General features: G+C 67.0%; 22 protein-coding genes. 13 read left to right on the top strand and 9 right to left on the bottom strand.

Features of this window, described 5'->3' with window-relative positions; all coding sequences use genetic code 11:
- Positions 1–3 precede the first annotated feature (3 nt).
- From AC6JAC_RS01065 to AC6JAC_RS01030, 8 genes are all read left to right on the top strand, one after another.
- Positions 4–1,617 (top strand): amino acid permease, encoded by a 1,614-nt coding sequence (locus tag AC6JAC_RS01065; RefSeq protein WP_497963086.1) that lies wholly within the window; start codon positions 4–6, stop codon positions 1,615–1,617.
- Positions 1,618–1,808: 191 nt separating this feature from the next.
- Complete coding sequence (locus AC6JAC_RS01060) at positions 1,809–2,756, top strand: L-lactate dehydrogenase (protein WP_028271506.1); 948 nt, start codon at positions 1,809–1,811, stop codon at positions 2,754–2,756.
- 10 nt (positions 2,757–2,766) lie between these two features.
- A complete protein-coding gene (locus AC6JAC_RS01055; protein ID WP_497963084.1) occupies positions 2,767–3,285 on the top strand; it encodes a hypothetical protein in 519 nt (172 codons plus the stop codon).
- 138 nt (positions 3,286–3,423) lie between these two features.
- Positions 3,424–4,047, top strand: coding sequence for a DUF305 domain-containing protein (locus AC6JAC_RS01050; RefSeq protein ID WP_497963082.1), 624 nt, complete (start codon positions 3,424–3,426; stop codon positions 4,045–4,047).
- A 171-nt stretch (positions 4,048–4,218) separates the two neighbouring features.
- Entirely contained in the window at positions 4,219–5,535 is a 1,317-nt protein-coding gene (locus AC6JAC_RS01045) for an ATP-binding protein (protein ID WP_028271503.1), read from the top strand.
- Positions 5,536–5,543: 8 nt separating this feature from the next.
- Positions 5,544–6,188: a transmembrane-type terpene cyclase gene (locus tag AC6JAC_RS01040; protein ID WP_497963080.1), complete on the top strand. Its 645-nt coding sequence runs from the start codon at positions 5,544–5,546 to the stop codon at positions 6,186–6,188.
- Between the two features lie 3 nt (positions 6,189–6,191).
- Entirely contained in the window at positions 6,192–7,457 is a 1,266-nt protein-coding gene (locus AC6JAC_RS01035) for a low temperature requirement protein A (RefSeq protein ID WP_497963079.1), read from the top strand.
- A gap of 82 nt (positions 7,458–7,539) precedes the next feature.
- Positions 7,540–9,045, top strand: coding sequence for a carboxylesterase/lipase family protein (locus AC6JAC_RS01030; protein WP_497963077.1), 1,506 nt, complete (start codon positions 7,540–7,542; stop codon positions 9,043–9,045).
- Here AC6JAC_RS01030 and AC6JAC_RS01025 read toward each other — a convergent pair.
- Complete coding sequence (locus AC6JAC_RS01025; RefSeq protein WP_028271499.1) at positions 9,042–9,647, bottom strand: HD domain-containing protein; 606 nt, start codon at positions 9,645–9,647, stop codon at positions 9,042–9,044. The genes AC6JAC_RS01030 and AC6JAC_RS01025 overlap by 4 nt on opposite strands.
- A 17-nt stretch (positions 9,648–9,664) precedes the next feature.
- Positions 9,665–10,609 (bottom strand): tRNA glutamyl-Q(34) synthetase GluQRS, encoded by a 945-nt coding sequence (gene gluQRS, locus AC6JAC_RS01020; RefSeq protein WP_497963075.1) that lies wholly within the window; start codon positions 10,607–10,609, stop codon positions 9,665–9,667.
- A 366-nt stretch (positions 10,610–10,975) separates the two neighbouring features.
- Here gluQRS and AC6JAC_RS01015 point away from each other — a divergent pair, with 366 nt between their 5' ends.
- The 3 genes from AC6JAC_RS01015 to AC6JAC_RS01005 all read left to right on the top strand — a co-directional run bounded on the left by AC6JAC_RS01015 (position 10,976) and on the right by AC6JAC_RS01005 (position 13,714).
- Complete coding sequence (locus AC6JAC_RS01015) at positions 10,976–11,434, top strand: Lrp/AsnC family transcriptional regulator (protein WP_200939327.1); 459 nt, start codon at positions 10,976–10,978, stop codon at positions 11,432–11,434.
- Between the two features lie 91 nt (positions 11,435–11,525).
- Positions 11,526–13,031: a WXG100 family type VII secretion target gene (locus AC6JAC_RS01010; protein WP_497963073.1), complete on the top strand. Its 1,506-nt coding sequence runs from the start codon at positions 11,526–11,528 to the stop codon at positions 13,029–13,031.
- Entirely contained in the window at positions 13,031–13,714 is a 684-nt protein-coding gene (locus AC6JAC_RS01005) for a hypothetical protein (RefSeq protein ID WP_497963071.1), read from the top strand. The genes AC6JAC_RS01010 and AC6JAC_RS01005 overlap by 1 nt, the downstream gene beginning before the upstream one ends.
- A 29-nt stretch (positions 13,715–13,743) precedes the next feature.
- On the opposite strand, the gene AC6JAC_RS01000 is transcribed toward AC6JAC_RS01005, so the two are convergent.
- Positions 13,744–14,199 (bottom strand): Lrp/AsnC family transcriptional regulator, encoded by a 456-nt coding sequence (locus AC6JAC_RS01000; protein ID WP_082506758.1) that lies wholly within the window; start codon positions 14,197–14,199, stop codon positions 13,744–13,746.
- A 105-nt stretch (positions 14,200–14,304) separates the two neighbouring features.
- Between AC6JAC_RS01000 and AC6JAC_RS00995 the strand changes: the two genes are divergently transcribed.
- Positions 14,305–14,985: a LysE family translocator gene (locus AC6JAC_RS00995; RefSeq protein WP_497963069.1), complete on the top strand. Its 681-nt coding sequence runs from the start codon at positions 14,305–14,307 to the stop codon at positions 14,983–14,985.
- A gap of 16 nt (positions 14,986–15,001) precedes the next feature.
- Here AC6JAC_RS00995 and AC6JAC_RS00990 read toward each other — a convergent pair whose 3' ends face one another.
- The 6 genes from AC6JAC_RS00990 to AC6JAC_RS00965 all read right to left on the bottom strand — a co-directional run bounded on the left by AC6JAC_RS00990 (position 15,002) and on the right by AC6JAC_RS00965 (position 20,780).
- The gene (locus tag AC6JAC_RS00990) at positions 15,002–15,361 is read right to left on the bottom strand and encodes a nuclear transport factor 2 family protein (RefSeq protein ID WP_028271492.1); all 360 of its coding nucleotides are present in this window, start codon (positions 15,359–15,361) and stop codon (positions 15,002–15,004) included.
- A gap of 76 nt (positions 15,362–15,437) precedes the next feature.
- Entirely contained in the window at positions 15,438–16,403 is a 966-nt protein-coding gene (locus tag AC6JAC_RS00985) for a hypothetical protein (protein WP_497963067.1), read from the bottom strand.
- A 53-nt stretch (positions 16,404–16,456) separates the two neighbouring features.
- Positions 16,457–16,957, bottom strand: coding sequence for a DUF456 domain-containing protein (locus AC6JAC_RS00980; RefSeq protein WP_028271490.1), 501 nt, complete (start codon positions 16,955–16,957; stop codon positions 16,457–16,459).
- Between the two features lie 183 nt (positions 16,958–17,140).
- Positions 17,141–18,364 (bottom strand): NAD(P)-dependent malic enzyme, encoded by a 1,224-nt coding sequence (locus AC6JAC_RS00975; protein WP_081818902.1) that lies wholly within the window; start codon positions 18,362–18,364, stop codon positions 17,141–17,143.
- Positions 18,365–18,739: 375 nt separating this feature from the next.
- On the bottom strand, positions 18,740–19,315 hold the full coding sequence (locus tag AC6JAC_RS00970) for a TetR/AcrR family transcriptional regulator (RefSeq protein ID WP_028271488.1): 576 nt from the start codon (positions 19,313–19,315) through the stop codon (positions 18,740–18,742).
- A 148-nt stretch (positions 19,316–19,463) separates the two neighbouring features.
- The gene (locus AC6JAC_RS00965; RefSeq protein WP_497963064.1) at positions 19,464–20,780 is read right to left on the bottom strand and encodes an MFS transporter; all 1,317 of its coding nucleotides are present in this window, start codon (positions 20,778–20,780) and stop codon (positions 19,464–19,466) included.
- Positions 20,781–20,879: 99 nt separating this feature from the next.
- On the opposite strand from AC6JAC_RS00965, the gene rraA reads away from it, so the two are divergent.
- Positions 20,880–21,380: a ribonuclease E activity regulator RraA gene (rraA, locus tag AC6JAC_RS00960; RefSeq protein WP_347897347.1), complete on the top strand. Its 501-nt coding sequence runs from the start codon at positions 20,880–20,882 to the stop codon at positions 21,378–21,380.
- Positions 21,381–21,456 lie beyond the last annotated feature (76 nt).

Raw genomic sequence — 21,456 nt, 5'->3', positions numbered from 1 at the left:
CCCATGACACAGCCCCAACAGGACACTGCCCCACATCAGCAGGCCGTCACCGACCACACCATCCCGGCGCACGCGCACGCCTCCGAAGCCACCCTCCACCGCGAGGACGAGGGCTACCACAAGGGGCTCAAGCCCCGGCAGGTCCAGATGATCGCCATCGGCGGCGCGATCGGGACCGGCCTCTTCATGGGCGCCGGCGGCCGGCTTGCCACCGCCGGTCCGGCCCTCATCATCAGCTACGCGGTGTGCGGTTTCTTCGCCTTCATGATCCTGCGCGCCCTCGGCGAGCTCGTGATGCACCGCCCCTCGTCGGGATCGTTTGTCTCCTATGCCCGTGAGTTCTTCGGCGAAAAGGCCGCGTTCGTCACCGGCTGGCTGTACTGGCTGAACTGGGCGATGACCGCCATCGTGGACATCACCGCCGTCGCGCTTTACATGAACTTCTTCAAGAAATACTGGGCACCCATTGCGGACGTTCCCCAATGGGTGTGGGCGCTGACGGCCCTGGTCCTGGTGCTCGGCCTGAACCTGATCTCCGTCAAGGTCTTCGGCGAGCTGGAGTTCTGGTTCGCGCTTATCAAGGTGGTGGCGCTGGTGACCTTCCTGGTGGTGGGCATCTACTTCGTCATCTTCGGCACGCCGGTGGACGGCCAGCAGGTGGGCTTCAGCCTGATCGCGGACAACGGCGGCATGTTCCCCAACGGGCTGCTGCCTGCCATTGTGGTGATGCAGGGAGTGGTGTTCGCCTACGCTTCGATCGAGCTGATCGGCACCGCGGCCGGCGAAACCGAGAACCCGGAAAAGATCATGCCCAAGGCCATCAACACGGTGATCTTCCGGATCGCGGTGTTCTACGTCGGCTCCCTGGTGCTGCTTTCCCTGCTCCTCCCGTACACCGCGTACAAAGCCGGCGAAAGCCCGTTCGTCACCTTCTTCGGCTCCATCGGCGTCGAAGGCGTGGACGCCATCATGAACCTGGTGGTCCTCACGGCGGCGCTGTCCTCGCTCAACGCCGGCCTGTACTCCACCGGCCGCATCATGCGTTCCATGTCCGTCACCGGCTCCGCACCGAAGTTCGCGTCCCGCATGAACAAGGCCGGCGTCCCCTACGGCGGCATTGCACTGACCGCGGCTGTGGCCGTCCTCGGTGTGGTGCTGAACGCCATCGTTCCTGCCGAAGCCTTCGAAATCGTCCTGAACGTGGCATCCCTGGGCATCATCAGCACCTGGGCCGTGATTGTACTGTGCCAGATGCAGCTGGCCCGGCTGGCCAAGCGCGGCGAACTCCTCCGCCCGGCATTCCGGATGCCCGGCGCGCCCGTGACCGGCTGGATCACGCTGGCCTTCCTGCTGGCAGTGCTGGTCCTGATGGCCTTCGACTCCCCCGTGGGAACCTGGACCATCGCTTCGCTGGTGATCGTGGTTCCGGCGCTCATGCTGGGCTGGCGTCTCTGCCGGGACCGGGTCCTGGAGCTGGCCGCAGTCCGCGACGGCTTCACCGGCCCCTACCCGCTGGTCGCCAACCGCCCAGGCCCGGGCGCGGGCCAGGGCTCGGGCTCAGGCTCGGGCTCGGGCTCGGGCTCGGGCTCGGGCTCGGGCTCGGCGGACAGGAGCTAACCACCCCTCCACCCACGCATCCCGGTAGCGCGAACGGACACTTGCGGCCCCAAAATCTTCGGATTCAAGGGCCGCAAGTGTCCGTTCGCGCTGGTGTGTGGCTGCTCGTGAATCGGTAGCATGAAGCCATTGCGGGCAGTTCCACCACCAGCGCGGGTCTTGGCACTCCGGGACCGGGGAAGAGGTAGCTCATGTCAGGATCCAAACTTGCGGTGGTGGGAGCCGGAAGCGTCGGCACCTCACTCGCATACGCCGCCCTGATCCGGGGTTCGGCCAGCAATATCGCCCTGTTCGACGTCAATGCCCTCAAAGCGGAGGCTGAGGTCCTGGACCTCGCCCACGGCACCCAGTTCGCCGCGGCTGCCGCCACCGTCACCGGCGGCGGAGACATCGCCGTGACGGAAGGCGCCGACGTCGTGGTGATCACGGCCGGCGCGAAGCAGGCGCCGGGCCAAACCCGCCTGGACCTGGCCGGGACCAACGTCCGCATCCTCGAACAGCTCATGCCGCAGCTGCTCCAGCACGCCCCGGACGCCGTCTATGTCCTGGTCACCAACCCCTGCGACGTTCTCACCGTGGCGGCGCAACAGATCTCGGGGCTGCCGGCGGAACGTGTTTTCTCCTCCGGCACCGTGCTGGACACGTCGCGGCTGCGCTGGCTGCTGGCCCGCCGTGCCGGCGTCTCCGTGGCCAGCGTCCATGCCAGCATGGTGGGCGAGCACGGCGACACGGAGTTCCCGGTGTGGTCCGGCGCCACGATCGGCCCCGTCCCCATCCGGGACTGGGAAGTGGACGGCGAACGGGTGTTCACTGCGGATTACCTCACCGAGACGGCCCGCGAAGTGACGCAGGCGGCCTACAAGGTCATCGCCGGCAAGGGTGCAACCAACTACGCGATCGGCCTCTCCGGCGCTCGGATCGTGGAAGCCTTGCTCCGGGACGAGAACGCCGTGCTGCCCGTGTCCACCGTGCTGGACGGCCCGTACGGCATCTCCGGCGTGGCGCTGTCCCTTCCGAGCATCGTGGGGCGCGGCGGCGTGCACCGCGTGCTTCACACGCCCATGGACGACGGCGAACTGGCAGCCCTGCAGCATTCCGCCGACACGCTGCGGAACACGATGGGCACGTTGGGAATCTAGACTGTCAGCAATGAAGAAGTACCTGGCAGTACCCGCTGCCCTCCTTCGCCGGGCGTCGCTGCTCGCCACCCTCCTGGCCATCGTGGCCGGGCTCCTCGGCATGCACGTCCTGGCCGGATCCCACGGCGTTCACGATATGGCTGTTGCCGCCGCCTCAGCAGACGGTTCCGTTGCGGACCAGCGGACGACGGCGACTGCCGGCCATGCCAGCGACGCCGGCCACGGCGGCCATGGCAGTCATCAGGCAGCCGCCATGGTTGGCCCGGCCAAGGCCGTCCCCGCCCCGGCGGCCGAAAACACTGCCGGGCAGCCGCCGTCGTGCTCCTGCCAGGGAAACTGCAGCGAAATGGCAGCCGCCCACGGATCCTGCGTCCCGGCCCCCGGGGGCGCATCCCTGGCCGCACCCCTGCCGGGAACCGTTGCGTTTGCGGTACCGGACCCCAGCGCCGGCCGGCTGCAGGCCGTCGCCGCATACGCCTATGTTCCCGGCAGTCCTTCGCCGGGCGACCTGTCCATCAGCCGGACGTAAAACCGGGCCCGCGCCGTGACGTTTCCGGCGCCTGCCCTGCCCCTGGATGCCGGTTCCCCGCGTTGAATCCCCGCGCGGGAAGCCTGGCAGCCGCCCCTCCCGGCGCGCCATGCCGGATTCCCGAAGGACACCATTCACATGAAGAAGCCAATCACCTTTTCAGCCGCTGCCCTGGCCGCCGTCATCACACTCGCCGGTTGCGGCTCGAACGCCACCACCGGGTCCGCAACGATGCCCGCGGACCACGGGACAATGAGCTCCAGCGCGCCGGCGGGCAGCCCTGAGGCCATGGGCCACAACTCCGCGGACACGCTGTTTACCCAGTCCATGATTCCGCACCACGCACAAGCTGTTGAAATGAGCGGCATGATGCTCGGCAAGCGGGGCGTCAATCCGGCCGTCACGGAACTGGCCACCAAAATAAAGGCCGCACAGGGCCCTGAGATCGAACAGATGAACGGCTGGCTCAAGGGCTGGAATGAACCCACGGCCATGGCCGGGCACGGCGAAGCGGGCCACAGCATGGCCGGCATGATGAGCGACGACGACCTCAAGGCGCTCGACGCCGCCCAAGGCAAGGAAGCTGACAGGCTGTTCCTCACCCAGATGATTGCGCACCACGAGGGTGCCGTGCAGATGGCCAAGGCCGAAATAGCCGACGGGCAGAACAGCGACGCCGTAAAGCTCGCCCGGGAAATCGTCACCGCCCAGGAATCCGAAATCAAGGAAATGAAGGAGCTGCTGGCCACCGCGGCTCCCTAGCGGCAAAGTCGTCGACGGGCCGCAAGTGTCCGGTAGCGCACCAGTAGCCGCGGCCCGGGGTTGCGGCGGCGTAATGCAACGCCGCCGCAACCCTTCGGAGCCCCGGTTCGCATATGCTCAGCTGAGAAGTTCACGCTGGCTCAACGACGAACCACCACAGGAGAAACGCTCATGACCACCTGGCGGATCAGGGATTTCCACTCGGCCGACCTTGACGGCATCCTGCACCTCTGGGAATCCCTCAAGGCCACCAACGTCGAGCCCGTCTACGCGCTCTCCGAAGTCCTGGCCTCATGCGAAAAGGACCACGCCGTGGTGGCTGTGCAGGGCGACATGGTGGTGGGCGCCGCCGTCGGACGCGCCGCGCACGACCAGGGTTGGATCGTCTTCCTGGCCACCCTCCCCGAATACCGCGGGCGCGGGATCGGCACGTCGCTGCTGGCCGCCGTCGAGAACCGGATGGCCCCGCACGGGCTGAACAAGCTGTCCGCGCTGATGCCGGAGTCCGAAACGCGGGTGGAGGCCTTCCTCAGCCGCGGATTCGTGCTCAAGAAAAACCTGCGGTACTTCGAACGGACCATTCCCGTCCAGCGCCAGGAGCTTGAACCCCTGGGCCTCCTCGGCGGCCGCATCCTGGCCCGCGACCTCTGGGAAAACGTGGCCGGCATGCGCAACGAGAAGGAACTGCTGGAACGCCGGCTGGTGCTCCCCCTTGCCGAGGCGGACCTGGCGGACGAATTCGGTGTGGTGCCGCCCCGCGCGGTCGTCCTCTTTGGCCCTCCCGGTACCGGCAAAACAACGTTTGCGAAGGCCATCGCGTCCCGGCTCGAATGGCCGTTCGTGGAAGTATTCCCCTCCCGGCTCGCGGCCGACCCCAAGGGCCTGGCCGGTGCGCTCCGCGAGACCTTCCTGGAGATCGCCGAGCTGGAACATGCCGTGGTGTTCATAGACGAGGTGGAGGAGATTGCATCCCAGCGCTCGGGTGAGCCGCCGTCGCCGCTGCAGGGCGTCACCAACGAACTCCTCAAGATCATCCCGGCCTTCCGCGAGCAGCCCGGCCGCCTGCTGGTCTGCGCCACCAACTTCATCCGCGCCCTGGACACCGCCTTCCTGCGCCACGGCCGGTTCGACTACGTCATCCCCATCGGCCTGCCCGACCGGCAGGCCCGGGAGGCCATGTGGCAGCGGTTCATTCCGGCCACCGTGGTGGACGACGTGGACGTGGAGCTGCTGGTGGACCGTACCGAGGGATTCTCCCCCGCGGACATTGAGTACGCGGCCCGGAGCGCCTCCCAGCGTGCGCTGGAAAAGGCAGTGTACGACGACGGCGGGCTGGCTTCCGGGGGCACCGCATCGGTCCGCGAAGCCGTCCGGAAGGGTCCCGCCACGCAGGACTACCTCGACGCGATTGCTGACACCCGGACGACGGTAAGCAAGGAGGTCCACCAGGACTTCCTTGAGGACATCGACTCGCTGGGCCGGGTGTAAGGGCCGGGTTGATTCTGTTCCTCACTGTTGTCAGCGGCATCGCCTGGACGGCGGTGTACGTTGAGGCAATCCGGGTCGGATTCCGGGACCGGAGCTATGCGATCCCGGCGGCCGCACTGGCGCTGAACTTCGCATGGGAAGCCATCTATGCCTCGCGTTCGGCGGCAACAGCACTCTCCGTCCAGGGCGTGTTCAACATCGTGTGGGCTCTGGCGGACGTCGTTATCCTGTACACATTCTTCAGGTTCGGCCGGGCCGAGCTCCCCGCGTGGGTGACGCGGAAACTCTTCCTGGGCTGGGCGCTGCTCCTGGGGGTCACCGCCTTTGCCGTGCAGCTGCTGTTTGTCGCGGAGTTCGGCTGGGACGCGGCGGCGCGCTACTCGGCCTTCCTGCAGAACCTGCTGATGTCCGGGTTGTTCATCGCCATGTTCGCCGCCCGCGGGGGCGCACGGGGCCAGTCCCTGCTCATCGCCGTGGCCAAATGGATCGGAACTCTGGCACCCACCATCGTATTCGGCTGGTTCGGCCACTCGCCCCTGATTCTGGGGGTCGGCGCCCTCTGCAGCGTCTTCGATCTCGTGTACATCGGCTTGATGTTGCGGGCGCGGAGCAGGCGGTGTGGAGCCGCTGCTGCTCCCGCCGGTACTCTTTGAGCCATGTCCAACAATCCCCTCCGGCATGCCATGGCCCGCATGGGCGGCCGCGACCCGCACGAACGGCATCGGGCAGCAACGCCGCTGGAACTGTTCTTTGACCTGACGTTCGTGATTGCGTTCGGGGTGGCCGGGAGCCAGTTCGCCCACGAAATCGCCGAGGCCCACTACGGTGCCGGCCTGCTTGGCTTCTCCTTCTCGATGTTCGCCGTGATCTGGGCCTGGATCAACTTCACCTGGTTCGCGAGCGCCTATGACACCGACGACTGGGTCTTCCGCGTGGTCACCATGGTCCAGATGCTGGGCGTGCTGGTTCTGGCCATGGGCATCGAGCCCCTGTTCCACTCCCTCGTGGAGGGCCGCCATGTGGACAACGCCGTGATCGTGGGCGGCTACGTGATCATGCGCCTTGCCCTGGTGTTCCAATGGCTGCGTGCCGCGCGGCAGGACCCGGCCCGCCGCCAGACATGCCTCCGCTACGCGACGTACCTAGGTGTGGTGCAGCTCGGCTGGATCGCAGTGCTGATCATCCAGGCGGACGTACTCCCGACCATCCTGATGACCGTTCCGCTCTACGCCCTGGAGATGGCGACCCCCTACGTGGCGGAACGTTCACTGCGGACCCCCTGGCATGCGCACCACATCGCCGAACGCTACGGCCTGCTGGCCATCATCGCCCTCGGCGAATGCCTGATCGGTGCCATCGAAACGCTGCGCGCCATCGTGGCCCACCATGGCTGGAGCGTGGACGCGGCGATGGTGGGCTTCAGCGGAACGGCACTGGCCTTCGCGATGTGGTGGATCTACTTCATCCTGCCCGCCGGCCGCGCCCTGCACCTCCAGCGGCACCGTTCCTTCTTCTTCGGGTACGGGCACATCCCCATCTTCGCTGCCATCGCCGCCACCGGCGCCGGCCTGCACGTGGCGGCCTACTTCATCGACCATGAGGCGCACATCAGCGCCGCGGTGGCAGTGGCCAGCATCGCCGTCCCCGTGGCATTGTTCAAAGTCTCCCTGACCTGGCTTTACAGCGTCATGATCTGCGCGGACCGCACGGTCATTGCCGTGGCAGCGGGAGTCCTCGCGTCGCTGGCGGCCAGCGTTGGCCTGGCCGCCGCCGGCGTCTCGGTGCCTGTCTGCATGCTCGTGATCGTGCTGGCACTCGGCGCGTCGATTGTGATCGATGAGAGGCGCGGCGCCGGCAAGATGAACGCAGCACTGGAGCGCCTGGAACGGGCGTCTGCGACAGGCCCGGCCCGCAACGGGTGACCTTCGGCCCTTCAGCCGCATCGCTGCGGCCTGCCAGAGTGGGAGCCAACCCCAAGAAACCCGGGGCATTAAGGCGGCAGGCATGGACAGCGTTGTCAGCACCACGAACGGCCAGCTGCGCGGCAGCGCGGACGGCGGCGTGCACCGTTTCCTGGGCGTCCCGTACGCGGCGCCGGCGTCCGGCGCGAACCGGCTCCGCCCGCCACAGCCGGTCCTGCCCTGGACCGACGTCCGCGACGCCACCCGGTACGGCGCAGCCCCGTTCCAGCTGGCTCCACCGGAAAGCGCCGGCACGGAGTGGGACACCGGGCTGGCGGGTGAGGACTGCCTGAACCTCAACATCTGGACACCGGACCCGGGCGGCTCGGGCCTGCCGGTCATGGTCTGGATCCAGGGCGGCGCGTTCGAAATCGGTTCGACGGCGGCGTACGACGGCCGGAACTTCGCCCGTGACGGGGTCGTATGTGTGGTGATCAACTGGCGGGTGGGCGCGGACGGATTCCTGGACCTTGGCGACGGGCAGGCCAACGTCGGCCTCCTCGACCAGGTCGCTGCCCTGGAGTGGGTCCGCGGGAACATTGCAGCCTTCGGCGGCGATCCCGGCAACGTCACAGTCTTCGGCCAGTCGGCGGGTGCCATGAGCATCGGCGTCCTTCTCTCGATGCCGCGTGCGGGAGGATTGTTCCGGCGGGCCATCCTGCAAAGCGGGGCAGCCCACCATGCGATCCCCACCGGGACCGCCCAGAGAATCGGCGGGTTCCTTGCCGGGAAGCTGGGGGTTCCGCCAACCCGGGAGGCCCTGGCAGCGGTGCCGGCCCAGCAATTCCTCGCGGCGCAGGCGGAGTTGAAGGCGGATCTCTTTGCCGACCCCGACCCGGCACGCTGGGGACAGGAAGTGCTGTCCAGCTCAATGCTCTGGCAACCGACAGTCGACGGCGACGTCATTCCACGGCGCCCCATCGAACGGATCGCGGCCGGCGCCGGGTCCACGGTGGACGTTATGGTCGGCACCAATACCGAGGACTGGAAGCTGTTCCTTGCCATCACCGGTGTCATTTCGAAGGTCTCGGAGCAGGACCTGGTGGAATCGAGGAGCGTGGACGGCTTCCCGCCCATTGGGGCTTACGGTCTTCCCGCCGGGACGGCATACCGCGAGTACCGCGCCCATTATCCGGACAGTTCTCCCGGCGACGTGCTCGCGGCCGTGGAAACCGACTGGTGGGTGCGGCTACCGGCCATCCGCCTGGCCGATGCCCGCGCAACGTCGGCCACCTCAGCGCGTACGTTCATGTACGAGTTCGCCTGGCCCGCCCCCGGCCTCGGCGCGGTCCATGCCGTGGAAGTGCCGTTCGTCTTCGGCACCCTGGACAGGCACTCCAGGCTGTTCGGACCGCTGCTCGGGGCGGATCCGCCGCAGGAACTGGCCGATGCCATGCATGCCGCCTGGGTTTCGTTCGCCGCCACCGGCGATCCCGGCTGGCCGGACTACGACCTCGAACGCAGGGCCACGATGCTTTTCAACATCGATTCCAGCCTGGTGTACGACCCCCGGGCGTGGGAGCGCGAACTGTGGGCGGACGTCCGCTAGGACTCGTAGGAGAGGTTCTCGTAGTCGGTGTCGTCCGCCTCGTCCAGGCGGTCGTCCAGTTCCTCGAGCAGCCACGGGTTTACCCGGGCCAGGATCTTGCGGACTTCCTCGACCGGGACGGCATCGTAAAGCACCGGCCTGGCCTCGTCGTAGCGGGTAATCGGCGGCTTGTCCGGCCATTTCTCGGCCAGGGCCTTGACGCGTTCAGGCAGTGAGTTGTGCGCGTTGTCCGCGATCTTGACCAGCGTGGCATCGTGGTCCTCGGCAATGAACCGGATGCCGGCCTGGTAATCGTCCGGGTTGTCGTGCAGCCGTTTGGTGACGCGCTCGATGATGCCCACGGCGCGTTCGGAGACGCCCATGTCCAGCAGTGCCTGCCGGGTGATCGGGGTGTCCTCGGCAATATCGTGCAGGTAGCCGGCAATCCGGATGTCGTCGTCGAAATCCGCCAGGGCGTCGCCGACGGCGAGGACATGTTCGCGGTACGGCCGCTTGAGCTTGTCCTTCTGACGGTTGTGCGCCACTTCGGCGAGGACCTTGGCCGTCTCAACAGTGAATCGTGGCTGGGGGACGCTTGCGTCCGTGGTTCCTGTGTCTGGCATGGTTCCAGCCTACGCGCCTAGGCGCCTGTGGCCGCGCCTGCTCCGGTGCCCGCGCCTGTGCCCGTGCCTGTGCCCGTGCCCGGAACACCGGGCCATACCCACGGCTCCCGCGGCAGCGCCGACGGGTCAAAGGATGGCAGGACCCGCGGCAGCGGGCCGGGCGGGAGCCCGAGCGATTCCAGGATGATGTCCCGGACCCGGCCGGCGTCCAGCCCGGCGTCGGCCAGGTCGGCCAGCGTCACCGCACCGTCGCGCTTGGCCAGCCGGGCGCCGTCGGAGTTAACCACCAGCGGCACGTGGGCATATTCCGGAACGGGAATATTCAGGAGTGAGGCCAGGTACGCCTGCCGGGGCGTGGACGGCAGCAGGTCGTCCCCGCGGACCACCTGGTCAATACCCTGCGCGGCGTCGTCCACCACCACTGCCAGGTTGTAGGCAGTCACCCCGTCATTGCGGCGGAGCACAAAGTCGTCCACCACGCCCGTGTAGGTGCCGTGCAGCAGGTCCTCCACCGTCCAGCCGGTGACGGCCGAGCGCAGCCGGACAGCGGCAGGCCGGATGGTCCTCTTGAACTCACGCTCCGCCGGGTCAAGATTCCGGCACGTCCCCGGGTAGGCGCCCTGCGGGGCGTGCGGCGCGGACGGCGCCTCCTGGATTTCACGCCGGGTGCAGAAGCATTCATACGTCAGCCCGGCGCCAGCCAGGCGGCGGATCGCCTCCGCATACAGCGGCTCGCGTTCCGTCTGGCGCACGACGCCGCCGTCCCAGGTCACGCCGACGGCCGCCAGATCGCGGAGCTGCTCCGCCTCTGCACCCGCACGGGCACGGTCCAGGTCCTCCACGCGCATCAGGAACCGCCGGCCGGTGGAGCGGGCGAACAGCCAGGCGAGGATCGCCGTCCGGAGGTTTCCGACATGGAGTTCGCCGGAGGGGCTCGGGGCAAAGCGGCCGGCTGAAGTCATGGCTCCAGCCTAGGCGTTTTGGCCATGGAGGTTGGCAGTGCCCCAGACATAAGCCCGGACGACACAAGAGCCCCTCAGCTACCGATGACTTCGGGGATCCGACGTCGGGAGCTCAGGGGCTCTTGCCGTGTTTGCGGAGAGACGATGCGTGAACAAGAGTCAATCAGCGGCAGCCTCCTTGCGGGAAACCTTTTCCAGGGACCGGGTGGTGTGCCGGGGGTCCTGTAGCCTGCGGGATCCGGCGGTGGCCTGCGTCCCTTTGTTGCCATCATTTCAGCAGAAGACCTACAGTAGGCGCAACGAGCATGCGTTCTACTGGTCAGACTGATCAGTCGCCAGGGCGCCAGCAGGCAGGAAGTGATCAGATTGCAGGAACTCGATCCAACGGACCGGCGGATCCTTGCCGCACTGGACGACGACCCCCGCGTGCCCATCATGGTGCTGGCACAGAAGCTGGGCCTGGCGCGCGGAACTGTGCAGTCGCGCCTGGAGCGGATGACGGCGTCGGGCGCCCTCCGCCCCAACAGCAGCAGGGTGCTGCCTTCGGCGCTGGGCCGCGGCGTGGCCGCAGCGGTGAGCGCCGAACTGGACCAGAGCCACCTGAACGAGGCAATCGCCGCCCTGCGCAAGATCCCCGAAGTCCTGGAATGCCACGCGCCCGCCGGCGACACCGACCTCCTCATCCGCGTGGTGGCCAAGAGCCCGGATGACCTCTACCGCGTGTCCGAGGAGATCCGCCTCTGCCCCGGAATCGTCCGCACGTCCACCAGCATGTTCCTGCGCGAAGTCATCCCGTACCGCACCACCGGGCTGCTGGACGCCTGAAAGTGCGAGGCGGGGTGCGCGGGGTACTTCTCCCCATCGCCGCCTCCAGCCGGAGGCATTAGGCTGGCCGTGGACTTCAACAGGGGGAAATGTGGCGGGGAACTTCTACGGTGCGGACGTCGCACAGCTACGCCAGCTCGCAAAAGAGTTGGCGAAAAGTGCCAGCCGGCTGGACCAGCTGGGACAGCAGTTGGGCACCTCCATCGCCTCCAGTCCGTGGAAGGGCAACGACGGCGACCGCTTCCGCAGTGATTGGAAGGGAGCCCATTCGAAGGTGCTCCGGGAGGCTGCCGCCGGGATCCAGAACGCCTCCAAGGCCTTGCTGCGGAATGCCGACCAACAGGATCAGGCCAGCACGAGTTCAACCGGCGGCAGCAACGGCGGCAACGGCGGGCCGGCCGGGCCCGGCGGCGGCAATCCACAGACGGACGGCGCCGCTCAGGAACTGACGGACAAACTCAACGGCATGACCGCCGAGGAACGCCAGGACTACCTGGAAAGCGATGAGTTCAAGCAGTGGGCGCTGGCCAACCCGGACGCCGCAAAGTCCGCCCTGGACGCAGCGGCCGACTCGGGACTGATCGAGAAGAATTCGCCGGCGTATTCGGCGTTCCTCACCGACTACTGGAACCAGCAGGCCATGCGGGACATGGGCATCGATCCCGCGGACTGGGATACGTCCAAGGGCACGGAATACAACTGGGAGACCATCAAGAAGGTCTACGACTTCTACGGGCAGGCCTACCTGTCCAACCCGGACCTGCAGTGGGCCGGGATGGCCAACATGATCGGACCGTCGTTCGCCGGCGGGTTCAAGGACATGGCCATGCTCCGGGACCTTGCGCAGCAGATCGCGGACAACCCGGCGTCGGACATTCCAGTGCCGGTCCTGGACCAGATCGAACAGCTGGCAGGCATGACCGACCAGGAAATCAAGTTCTACGAGACCAGCATGCTGGACATGAACAAGGAGATCTTCCTGGACCAGGCCCGGCAGCACCAGGCCTACATGAACGGCGGCCTGGCGGAGATCAACCGGCTCCGCGACTCCGGCGCCATCGACTACCCCACCGCCCGCGCCTGGGCCCATGTCGATTCCGGCGACCCCGCGCAGGTGCAGGCAGGAAACACTGCCCTCCTCTACCGGGAGCAGAACGAAATCATCGCCGACGACTACGACACCATGCGCAGCCATCCCGGCGGCGAAGCCGTGACCTACATGGTGACCTTGGCCGGGGAACCGTCCATCCCCGGCGCCAGGAGCTACCCGGAAGTGTTCCCCTACAAGTTCAGTGTGGAAAGTCCGGGCCCGGAAGACGTGCCCTTCACCAACTGGGACAACCCCACCCAGTTCCGCACGGACTTCACCACCGGCTTCCCCGATGGGAACATCGCCAATGCCGACCAGCGCTGGGAGCTCATCAAGCAGGACACCCTGCCGGCCTACCAAAACCTGCTGGCCACTGACCCGGCAGGAGCCCGGCAAATCATCGGCTCGGATTTCAACGACCGCGTGGACCAGTACCGTCCCACGAACAATATTCCGGGCATCATGGACCGCTTTGCCTCGGGCTTCGACGCCGAGGTGCACCAGTGATGCCCGCGCTGCCGGCTGTCCGCCCGCGCCTTAGGCGGCAGGCCGCCGTCGTCCGCCGTGTCCTGGCCGTGCTGGGCCTGGCCGGAAGCCTGGCCCTCACCGGCTGCCAGCCCAGCAGCCCCAACACCACCGAACCGACGTCCGCCGCATCATCTTCTGCAGGGAGCACCGTGAGCACCTCCGACTTTTCCACCCTCGACGCCGCCGGAGTGGACCGGATCCGCGCCACTAGAACCGCGCGGCTGGACATGAGTTCGGGTTCGCTGAAGAAGGCTGACGTGCGGGTCACCGAGGACAGCTCCGGTCCGGAAATCAACACCCGCGACGCGGGCAAGATCGCGCTGACCATTGTGGCCCCCAACGGCGAGATCGCGGGCGACACGGACCGGATCCGCTTCAACACCACGGACCAGAGTCCGGATTTCAGCGAGGTGACCTACTTCCTGACCGCAGATTCGGCGGCTGAGTATTTCGGCCTGATCCGCGACGGCGTTCAGCGCTATGGAATCGACAGCGACTCCGCTGAGCGGTGGATTTCCTCGACGGAGAAGGACCCTGAGGGAAAGAGTGACTTTTCCATCACTCCGGGAACGTCCACGGGGTTGGAGGTCAACTACGACCTCCGGTACGACGGCGCCAAGGACACCCAGGTGATCATCGTCCACGTCAGCCCGGCAGCCTGACCGGCAGGCTTCGCCGGAATCCGGGACGCCTAGACCGGCGGACCGGCGTTCGACTTCAGGTTCTTCATCACCAGCGTTGACGTCAGCCGCTCGACGCCGGGCAGCGACGTGAGCTCGGAGTCGTAGAAGCGCTGGTAGGCGGGCAGGTCCTCGGCGATAACCTTCAGCAGGTAGTCCGGCGAGCCGAACAGCCGCTGCGCCTCCACGATATTGGGATTGTCCGCCACCCGGTTCTCGAAGATCTCCATGGTGGGCCGGTCCACCTGCCGCAGCGTCACAAAAACGATCGCTTCAAAACCGAGCCCGACGGCGGCCGGGTCGATGTCCGCGCGGTAGCCACGGATCACCCCCGAGGACTCCAGGTCACGCAGCCGCCGGTGGCACGGCGCGACGGTCAGTCCCACCTTTGCGGCAAGCGCGGTGGCCGTCATCCGGCCATCCGTTTTCAGGTGACGCAAGATATTTCTGTCAATGTGGTCAATCACGCAATTATTTTACCCACCGGCGGCATTTCCTGAGTAAATCAGGGAACACTTGTGGCGGCAATTTACCTAGAGTTTCTCCTATCAGCACACCGTAGGAGGCCGCCCGTGAATCCCCAGTTGTTCCTCGCATTCCTGGTGGTTGCCGGCGCCCTGGCCTGCACCCCCGGAGTGGACTGGGCCTACTCCATTGCGGCCGGCCTCAAACAGCGCAGTTTCGTCCCCGCCGTGGCCGGACTTTGCAGCGGCTACGTCCTGCACACGGTGCTCATGGTGGCGGGGCTGGCTGCCCTGCTGGCCGGCGCGCCCGGCGTGCTTGGCTGGCTGACTGTGGCGGGAGCCGCTTACCTGCTGTGGCTTGGCTTCGGCACCATCAGGTCATGGCGCGGCGCCAGTTTTGGCCCCGGAGCGGCCTCCCCGGCAGGCTCTAATCCGGCGGACTCCAAACAAGCGGAATCCAACCAGTTCCGCACCTTCCTGCAGGGCGTCGGCACGAGCGGCATCAACCCCAAGGGGCTGCTGTTCTTCGTGGCACTGGATCCCCAGTTCGTCAGCCCGGAAGCGTCCCTGCCGGTTCCGGTGCAGTCCGGGCTGCTGGGCCTGACCTTCGTCCTGCTGGCGGGCGTGGTGTACACCTGCGTGGCCCTGCTCTCCCGGAAGCTGCTGCACTCACGGCCCGGGGCTGCCCGGCGGGTGACCCTTGCCAGCGGGATCATCATGGTGGCGCTGGGCACCGTGCTGCTGTCTGAGCAGCTCATTCCGATGGTGGCCGGGATCGCCTGGCAGTAGCACCGCCGTCGCACTCTCAGACCTTGCGCTCCATGAACCACTCGGTGAAGGCGGACGCGCGGCCGTCCGGGCCGAGCCGTATCACCCAAAGGTTCTCGTAGCTGGGGCGGTCACCCAGGTAGTTGGTGCGGCCCTGGACAAAATGCAGGTCGCCGTCCGAGCCGAGCGGTTCCCATTCGAAGGTCCACTCCTCCGGCTCGTCGGCCTCGGTCAGCCAGTGTTCCACGATCTGCTCATGCCCGCGCCACGCGTGCGGATCGTACGGCCGGGTGGCGTAGACGGCGTCCTCCGTGAAAAGAGCGCGGATATCGTCCGGCTTGTTGGTGGTCCATGCGGTGACGTACTTTTCCATCCACTGCCTGATTGCATCGCTCATTGGTCCGTTGTACCGCGGCCCGGCATTGCCCACAAGGGCCCGCTGCGCCGGGCCGGCCTGCCCCGGACGAGGAGCTCTATTCCCGATCCAGCTGCTTCCATTCCTGTTCCCACAGCCTGCGCTCCTCGACGTCTTTGCGGATGACTTCGAAGGTCTCGAGTTCGGCCGGCCGGCCCCGCAGCCAGTCCCGCGGGTTCAGGGATTTGCGGCCGTTGTCCAGCAGCAGGAGCGCGCGGTCGGTCATGGCGTCGTTCCGCAGCGACAGGTGGGTCTTGCGGCGCCGCAGGACCTCCTTGAGGGCCGACTGGGCGGCGGCGCCGGCCCCCAGCCGGCGGAGGGAACGCGCCCGCACCAGCAGCAGCGCGGCGGAGAGGTCATCGGAGTTGAGGAGCCCTTCCGTCCACACCACCACCTCCTTGTCGCGTCCCAGCGCGTGGGCCAGTGAGCACCGGGCCAGGGCCGCCGGCAGCGACGGCGGCAGCGAGGCCACGGTTTGCAGCGCCGCCTCAAGGTGGCCCGTTTCCCGCAGTGAGTGCGACAGCGCCAGGAACACGGCCTCTTCGCTGAACAGGACCGGCACCTCGATGCGTTCGGCGACTTCAACCCGGGTGACCACACGCGTCAGGTAGCCCGACGCGAACTGGTTGGCGTCGTCGTCGTTCCTGGTGGTGAGGCCCCGCTGCAGGAGCTCGGAGGCCCGCAGGTAGCCGCCCTGTTTGTAGGCGAGGAGCCCGGCCATAACGTAGCAAAGCCCGGCCCAGCCGGGATAGGCGCGGCCGGCGGCGATCAGCCAGTTGGGGTCGGCGTTGTGGAAGACCGCCTCGTACACTGCCTTGGCAGCCTTTCCGGGGAGCCGCTTCATCCGGGGGACGGGGCCGTCCACGCTTAGCAGCGCGGCGTTCCGGCCGCCCAGGGCGCTGTGCAGGATGCCGCCCACGCCGTCTGCGATGTCACGCACCGGCGTGCGGACCAGCCCGTCGCCGAACGGGGTGAGGTCGCGCTGGTCGCGATAGATCGGTCCTGAGGTCTGTCCGGCGCTCATTCTTCCATGCTAGTGGTGCACGCTTGGCGGCTGCTGGGAGGGCCTCCGCGCAGCTAGCTGGCTGCGGCCACCCAGACGCCGATCACCCAGGTGCTCGCCGCCAGGCAGGCCAGGCCGAACTCCACCAGCATGCCCAGCCCGGTCGCTTTCAGGGCAGCCCAGCTGGTTGTCATGGCGGTGCGGAAATCGCGGGTGCGGTGCGATTCACTGAGCAGCAAACCGGCGGCGAATCCGACAAAGAGGCCCACCACCGGGATGAGGAACATGCCCACCACGCCAAAGACGAGACCCGCCACCACGCTGCGGCTGGGGATGCGGTGTTCCTTGAGCTTGCGTCCCGTCAGGACGGCACTGGCCGCCATTCCTGCCAGGACGAACACCAGTCCGATGCCGAAGACCACCCAGCCGGCCGTTCCGGCGCCACCCCAGATGGCCCAGGCCAGCAGGCTCAGTCCGATGAGGATGCTGCCCGGCAGCACGGGAATGACGGTGCCGGCTACGCCCACCGCGATGGCAAGGCCGCAGAGGACAGTCACGAGGATCTCGGGGTTCATGCCCCCAGTCTAGGGTTGCCCGGCGACGGTTCCGGCGGGGATGCCCGCCAGGGCCCCGCGGGCACCTGCGCGGGGTCCTTCCTGGCGCCCGGCGGGCAGGACGCTGTCAGATGCGACGACGGCGGCGCCACCCCAGCACGGGAGGCGCCGCCGTCGAACTTTCTGGCGGAACGTGTTCCGCGGTTACTCGGCTTCGACCGCTGCGGCGACAGCGGCGGAAACGGCCGGTGCGACGCGCGGATCCAGCGGGCTGGGCACGATGTAGTCGGCGGACAGCTCAGGCTCGGCCAGCGCAGCGATGGCGCGCGCCGCGGCGAGCTTCATGGCGGGAGTAATCCGACGGGCACCGGCATCCAGCGCGCCCCGGAAGATTCCCGGGAAGGCCAGCACGTTGTTGATCTGGTTGGGGAAGTCGCTGCGTCCGGTGGCCACCACGGCGGCGTAGCGGGAGGCGACCTCGGGCAGGACTTCGGGGTCCGGGTTGGACAGCGCGAACACGATAGAGCTGTGGTTCATGAGCTTGAGGTGCTCCTCGGCCAGCTGCGAGGAGGAAACGCCGATGAACACGTCCGCGCCGAGCAGGGCCTCGCCCGGGCCGCCGGTGATGCCGCGCGGGTTGCTGCGCTGCGCCATCTGGGCCTTCTTGCTAGCGGGATCGGCCGCGATGTCCGCACGGTCCTTGTTGATGACGCCGCGGGAGTCCAGCAGGACAACGTCCTGGATGCCTGCAGTGAGCAGGATTTCGGCGACGGCGATGCCGGCCGCACCTGCACCGGACACGACAACGCGGAGTCCTTCGAGTTCACGGCCGGTCACCTTGGCAGCGCCGGTCAGCGCCGCCAGGACCACGACGGCGGTGCCGTGCTGGTCGTCGTGCATGACCGGGCAGTCCAGGGCTTCGATGAGCTTTTCCTCAAGCTCGAAGCAGCGCGGGGCGGAGATGTCCTCAAGGTTCACGGCGCCGAAGCTGGGGCGCAGGCGGACCAGCGTTTCCACGATTTCGTCCACATCGGTGGTGTTGAGGACCAGCGGGATGGAGTCCAGGTCGCCGAAGGACTTGAAGAGCGCGGACTTGCCTTCCATGACGGGCAGGGACGCGCTGGGGCCGATGTTGCCGAGGCCCAGCACGGCGGTGCCGTCGCTGACCACAACCACCAGGCGCTGGGCCCAGGTGAGGGTCTTGGCAAGCTCCGGATCGGCGTGGATGGCGCGGCTGACCTGGGCAACGCCCGGCGTGTAGGCAATGGAAAGATCGCGCTTGGTGGCCAGCGGGACCGTGCTGGAGATGGACAGCTTGCCGCCCTGGTGGGATTCGAAGATCTCCTGGTCGGTCAGTACGGTCGGCTGCTCGGCGGAGGCGGTACCGGCGGAAATGCCGTCAGCGGGAGTGATGGTTTCAGTGGACACTTCGTTGTCTCCTGGGGCTAGCCGTGGGCGCACGGCACAAATGACGCTCAAGCACATAGGAGGCTCAAGATGGGCTGGCTGGAACTTGTGCGGCCCAAGGGATGGCGGGACCGCGGTGAAGCTCCTGCGAGGTACGGGCTGCTAGCCACTCCGGTCCTGCAATGGTAAACAGACGCGCAGCGGCCGAATGGACACTGGGCCGACCACCGGCCGTGATAAAACGTTTTTTCATTCATTTAGGTGATCCACGTCACAGAAACATGCCTCCAGAAGCGAGCCACTGGTCTAGACCAGTTACGCGTCGCTACTGGCAAAGCGTCGCTACTGGAGAAGCGTGGCTAGCGGAGAAGGAGTGCCCCGGGCGCTCCTCATGGACTAGCACCGGGTCAGCAGCGAGCAGGCTTTCTTCAGGTCTTCCTCGGCCTCAAACAGCGACAGCCGGCGGCAGCGGACTGACTGCACCAGGCCGGAGACCGTCAGCAACAGCACACGGGACTTGGCGGCGTCGCCGCTTGCCACCGTCACCGCCTGCTCGGCCAGGGCGTCGATCTCCCGCAGGAGAACCGTGGTGTCCTTGTCCTTCGCGTAGACGCCCTTGCTCAGGCACTGCTCCACGGCCGGCTGCATCAGCCGCATGTGGAAGATCTCCATCACCACGCCTGCCAGGGAATGCACGCGGCTTCCGTCCGACTCCGGCCAGCTTCCCACCTGCAGCTCGCCCAACTGCTTCCGGTACAGCCCCAGCATCAGGTGCGTGGGGGACGGAAAATACCGGTACAGGGTGCCCAGCGGGACGTTGGCCTTGTCCGCGACCTCGGAGAGGCTGACGGAGTCCAGGCCCTTCCGGGCAAATCCGGCGGCGGCATCCAGGATCCGGGCATAGCGGATCTGTTGTCGGGGCAGGGTCGGCGGCGCAGCCATGGGGGGAAGATCTGAATTGAGTTCAAGCATCAGCAGCGTTCCGGGAGTGGGTTTCGTACAGCGGTCAGGCGATCCCCATCAGAGCACTGCCGCAGCAATTCGAGTCCACTATACGGCACCGTTCCCGGCGCTCATTAGTCAAAACGGTGTGCTCTGCCGCGGCGCCCCGCGGCCGGTTTCAGTCCACGCCCTTGATCTTCACTACGAACACGGCGCCCAGCAATCCGATCACCGCGGCCGCGATATACAGCGACACGTAGCCGCCCCACAGCGTAACGAACGGGAACGCAATCAGGGGTGCAAGGACCTGCGGGAGCGAATTGGCGATGTTGATGACACCGAGGTCCTTGCCGCGGTCCAGAGCACTGGGAAGGACCTGGGTGATGAGGGCAAAGTCCACAGCCAGGTAGGCGCCGAAGCCGATGCCCAGGACCGTGGCGCCCGCAATGGCACCGACCCAGGTGGGGGCGAACGCGAGAATCAGCGATGCGACGGCGATGATCACGGACGAGGCGATGACCAGCGGCTTCCGCTTGCCCATGCGGTCGCTGAGCGGGCCGCCGATCACGCTGGTGATGATCACCATGACCGCGTACAGGCCGGTGAGGATCAGGACGCCGAAGGCCGGTTCGATCCCCTGCGTCTCTTTCAGGTGGACCGCATCCGCCAGGAAGAACAGCAGGTAGAGAGTCACCATGTGATTGCCGATGTTCACCAGCAGCCTGGTCAGCCATGCCCACGCAAAGTCCGGGTAGAGAACAGGCGAGATCCAGAAACCCCTGGCAAAGCCAGCCAGGCTGAACGGCGGGCGGGCCTGCGCGGGCAGCGGCACGTCATCGCTCTTGAAGAAATACAGTGCGACACCGGCAATCAGCGCCGCCGCACACACCAGGTATCCCAGGCCGAAGTTCCCGCTGACGACGGCCGCGATCACCGCGCCGATCAGGATTCCTACCGTCTGCCCCATGGCGGCGAGCCCGCCCACGGCGCCGCGCTGAGGCACAGGCACGCGGTCCGGGATGGCCGCGGTAATGGCGGCATACGCGCCGTTGCAGCCGGCCTGGACCAGGCACCAGAGGATGGTCATAACGGCGACGTTCGGCGCCCCGGCAAGGGCGATCAGTGCGGCGGCACCCAGGATGGCCCCGAACACCACCCACGGGACGCGGCGGCCCAGCCGTGACGTGGTGCGGTCACTGAAAGCGCCGAAGAGCGGATTCGCCACAAGGGACACAGCGGCGCCAGCTCCGGTGACGAGCGCCAGGATGGCTTCCTTGTCGCCCTCGCTGAAGTGCGCGGCCTGCTGTCCGAGTAGAACCTGGATGGGGCCGAAGAACGCCGCGTTGATGCCCACGTTCACCAGCACCACGCCGGTGGTCCAGAGTGGACGGACGCGCCGTTCGGGCTCGGCGAGCGCCGCCGTCGAACCTCCGCCCGGCGACGCAGCAACAACGGAGGGGTCCGGGACGTGCCCCGGCAGATCGGACAGGCTCATTGCGGCTCCCCCGGGAACAGATGATCGGTGTCCGATCAGACTATCGTGGGCATGACAGCCTGCATGCGGGTTGTCCACAGCCAGTTCCGAGGAGGACCAATGACCGCTTCCCCCGCAGACACCCCCGAGAGCCGCAGCATCAACACCGCCGACCTTTATGACGAGCGGGGCGAGGAACTCGATTCCATCGCGCTCCAGTTCCAGTCGCTGGGCGGACTCTCCCACTTCAGCGGGCCGGTGCGCACCATCCGGTGCCTTGAGGACAACGCCCTCGTAAAGTCCACCCTGGGAACCCCCGGCGAGGGTGCCGTCCTGGTGGTGGACGGCGCCGGATCCCTGCGAACGGCCCTGATGGGGGACATGATTGCGGCGAGCGCGGTCGCAAACGGCTGGGCCGGCGTCGTCATCAACGGGGCCGTCCGGGACCGTGAGGTCCTGGCGGACCTGCCGCTCGGCGTCAAGGCGCTGGGCAGCAATCCGCGCAAGAGTGCCAAGGAAGGCGCCGGCGAAACGGATGTGGAGCTGGAGATCGACGGCGTCACGGTGCGCCCCGGCGCCATGATCTGGTGCGATCCGGACGGAATCCTGGTGGAACGCTAAGTTAATTCCTCATTTCGGCGGGGCAGGGGAACAAATCTCAAAGTAAGATAGTTACTGAAAGCAACTATCAAGCTTG

The sequence above is a fragment of the Arthrobacter sp. KUASC02 genome, from assembly GCF_059739395.1.
Note: the sequence above shows the minus strand (reverse complement) of the source record. Positions and strands in the feature narration are given on the sequence as shown.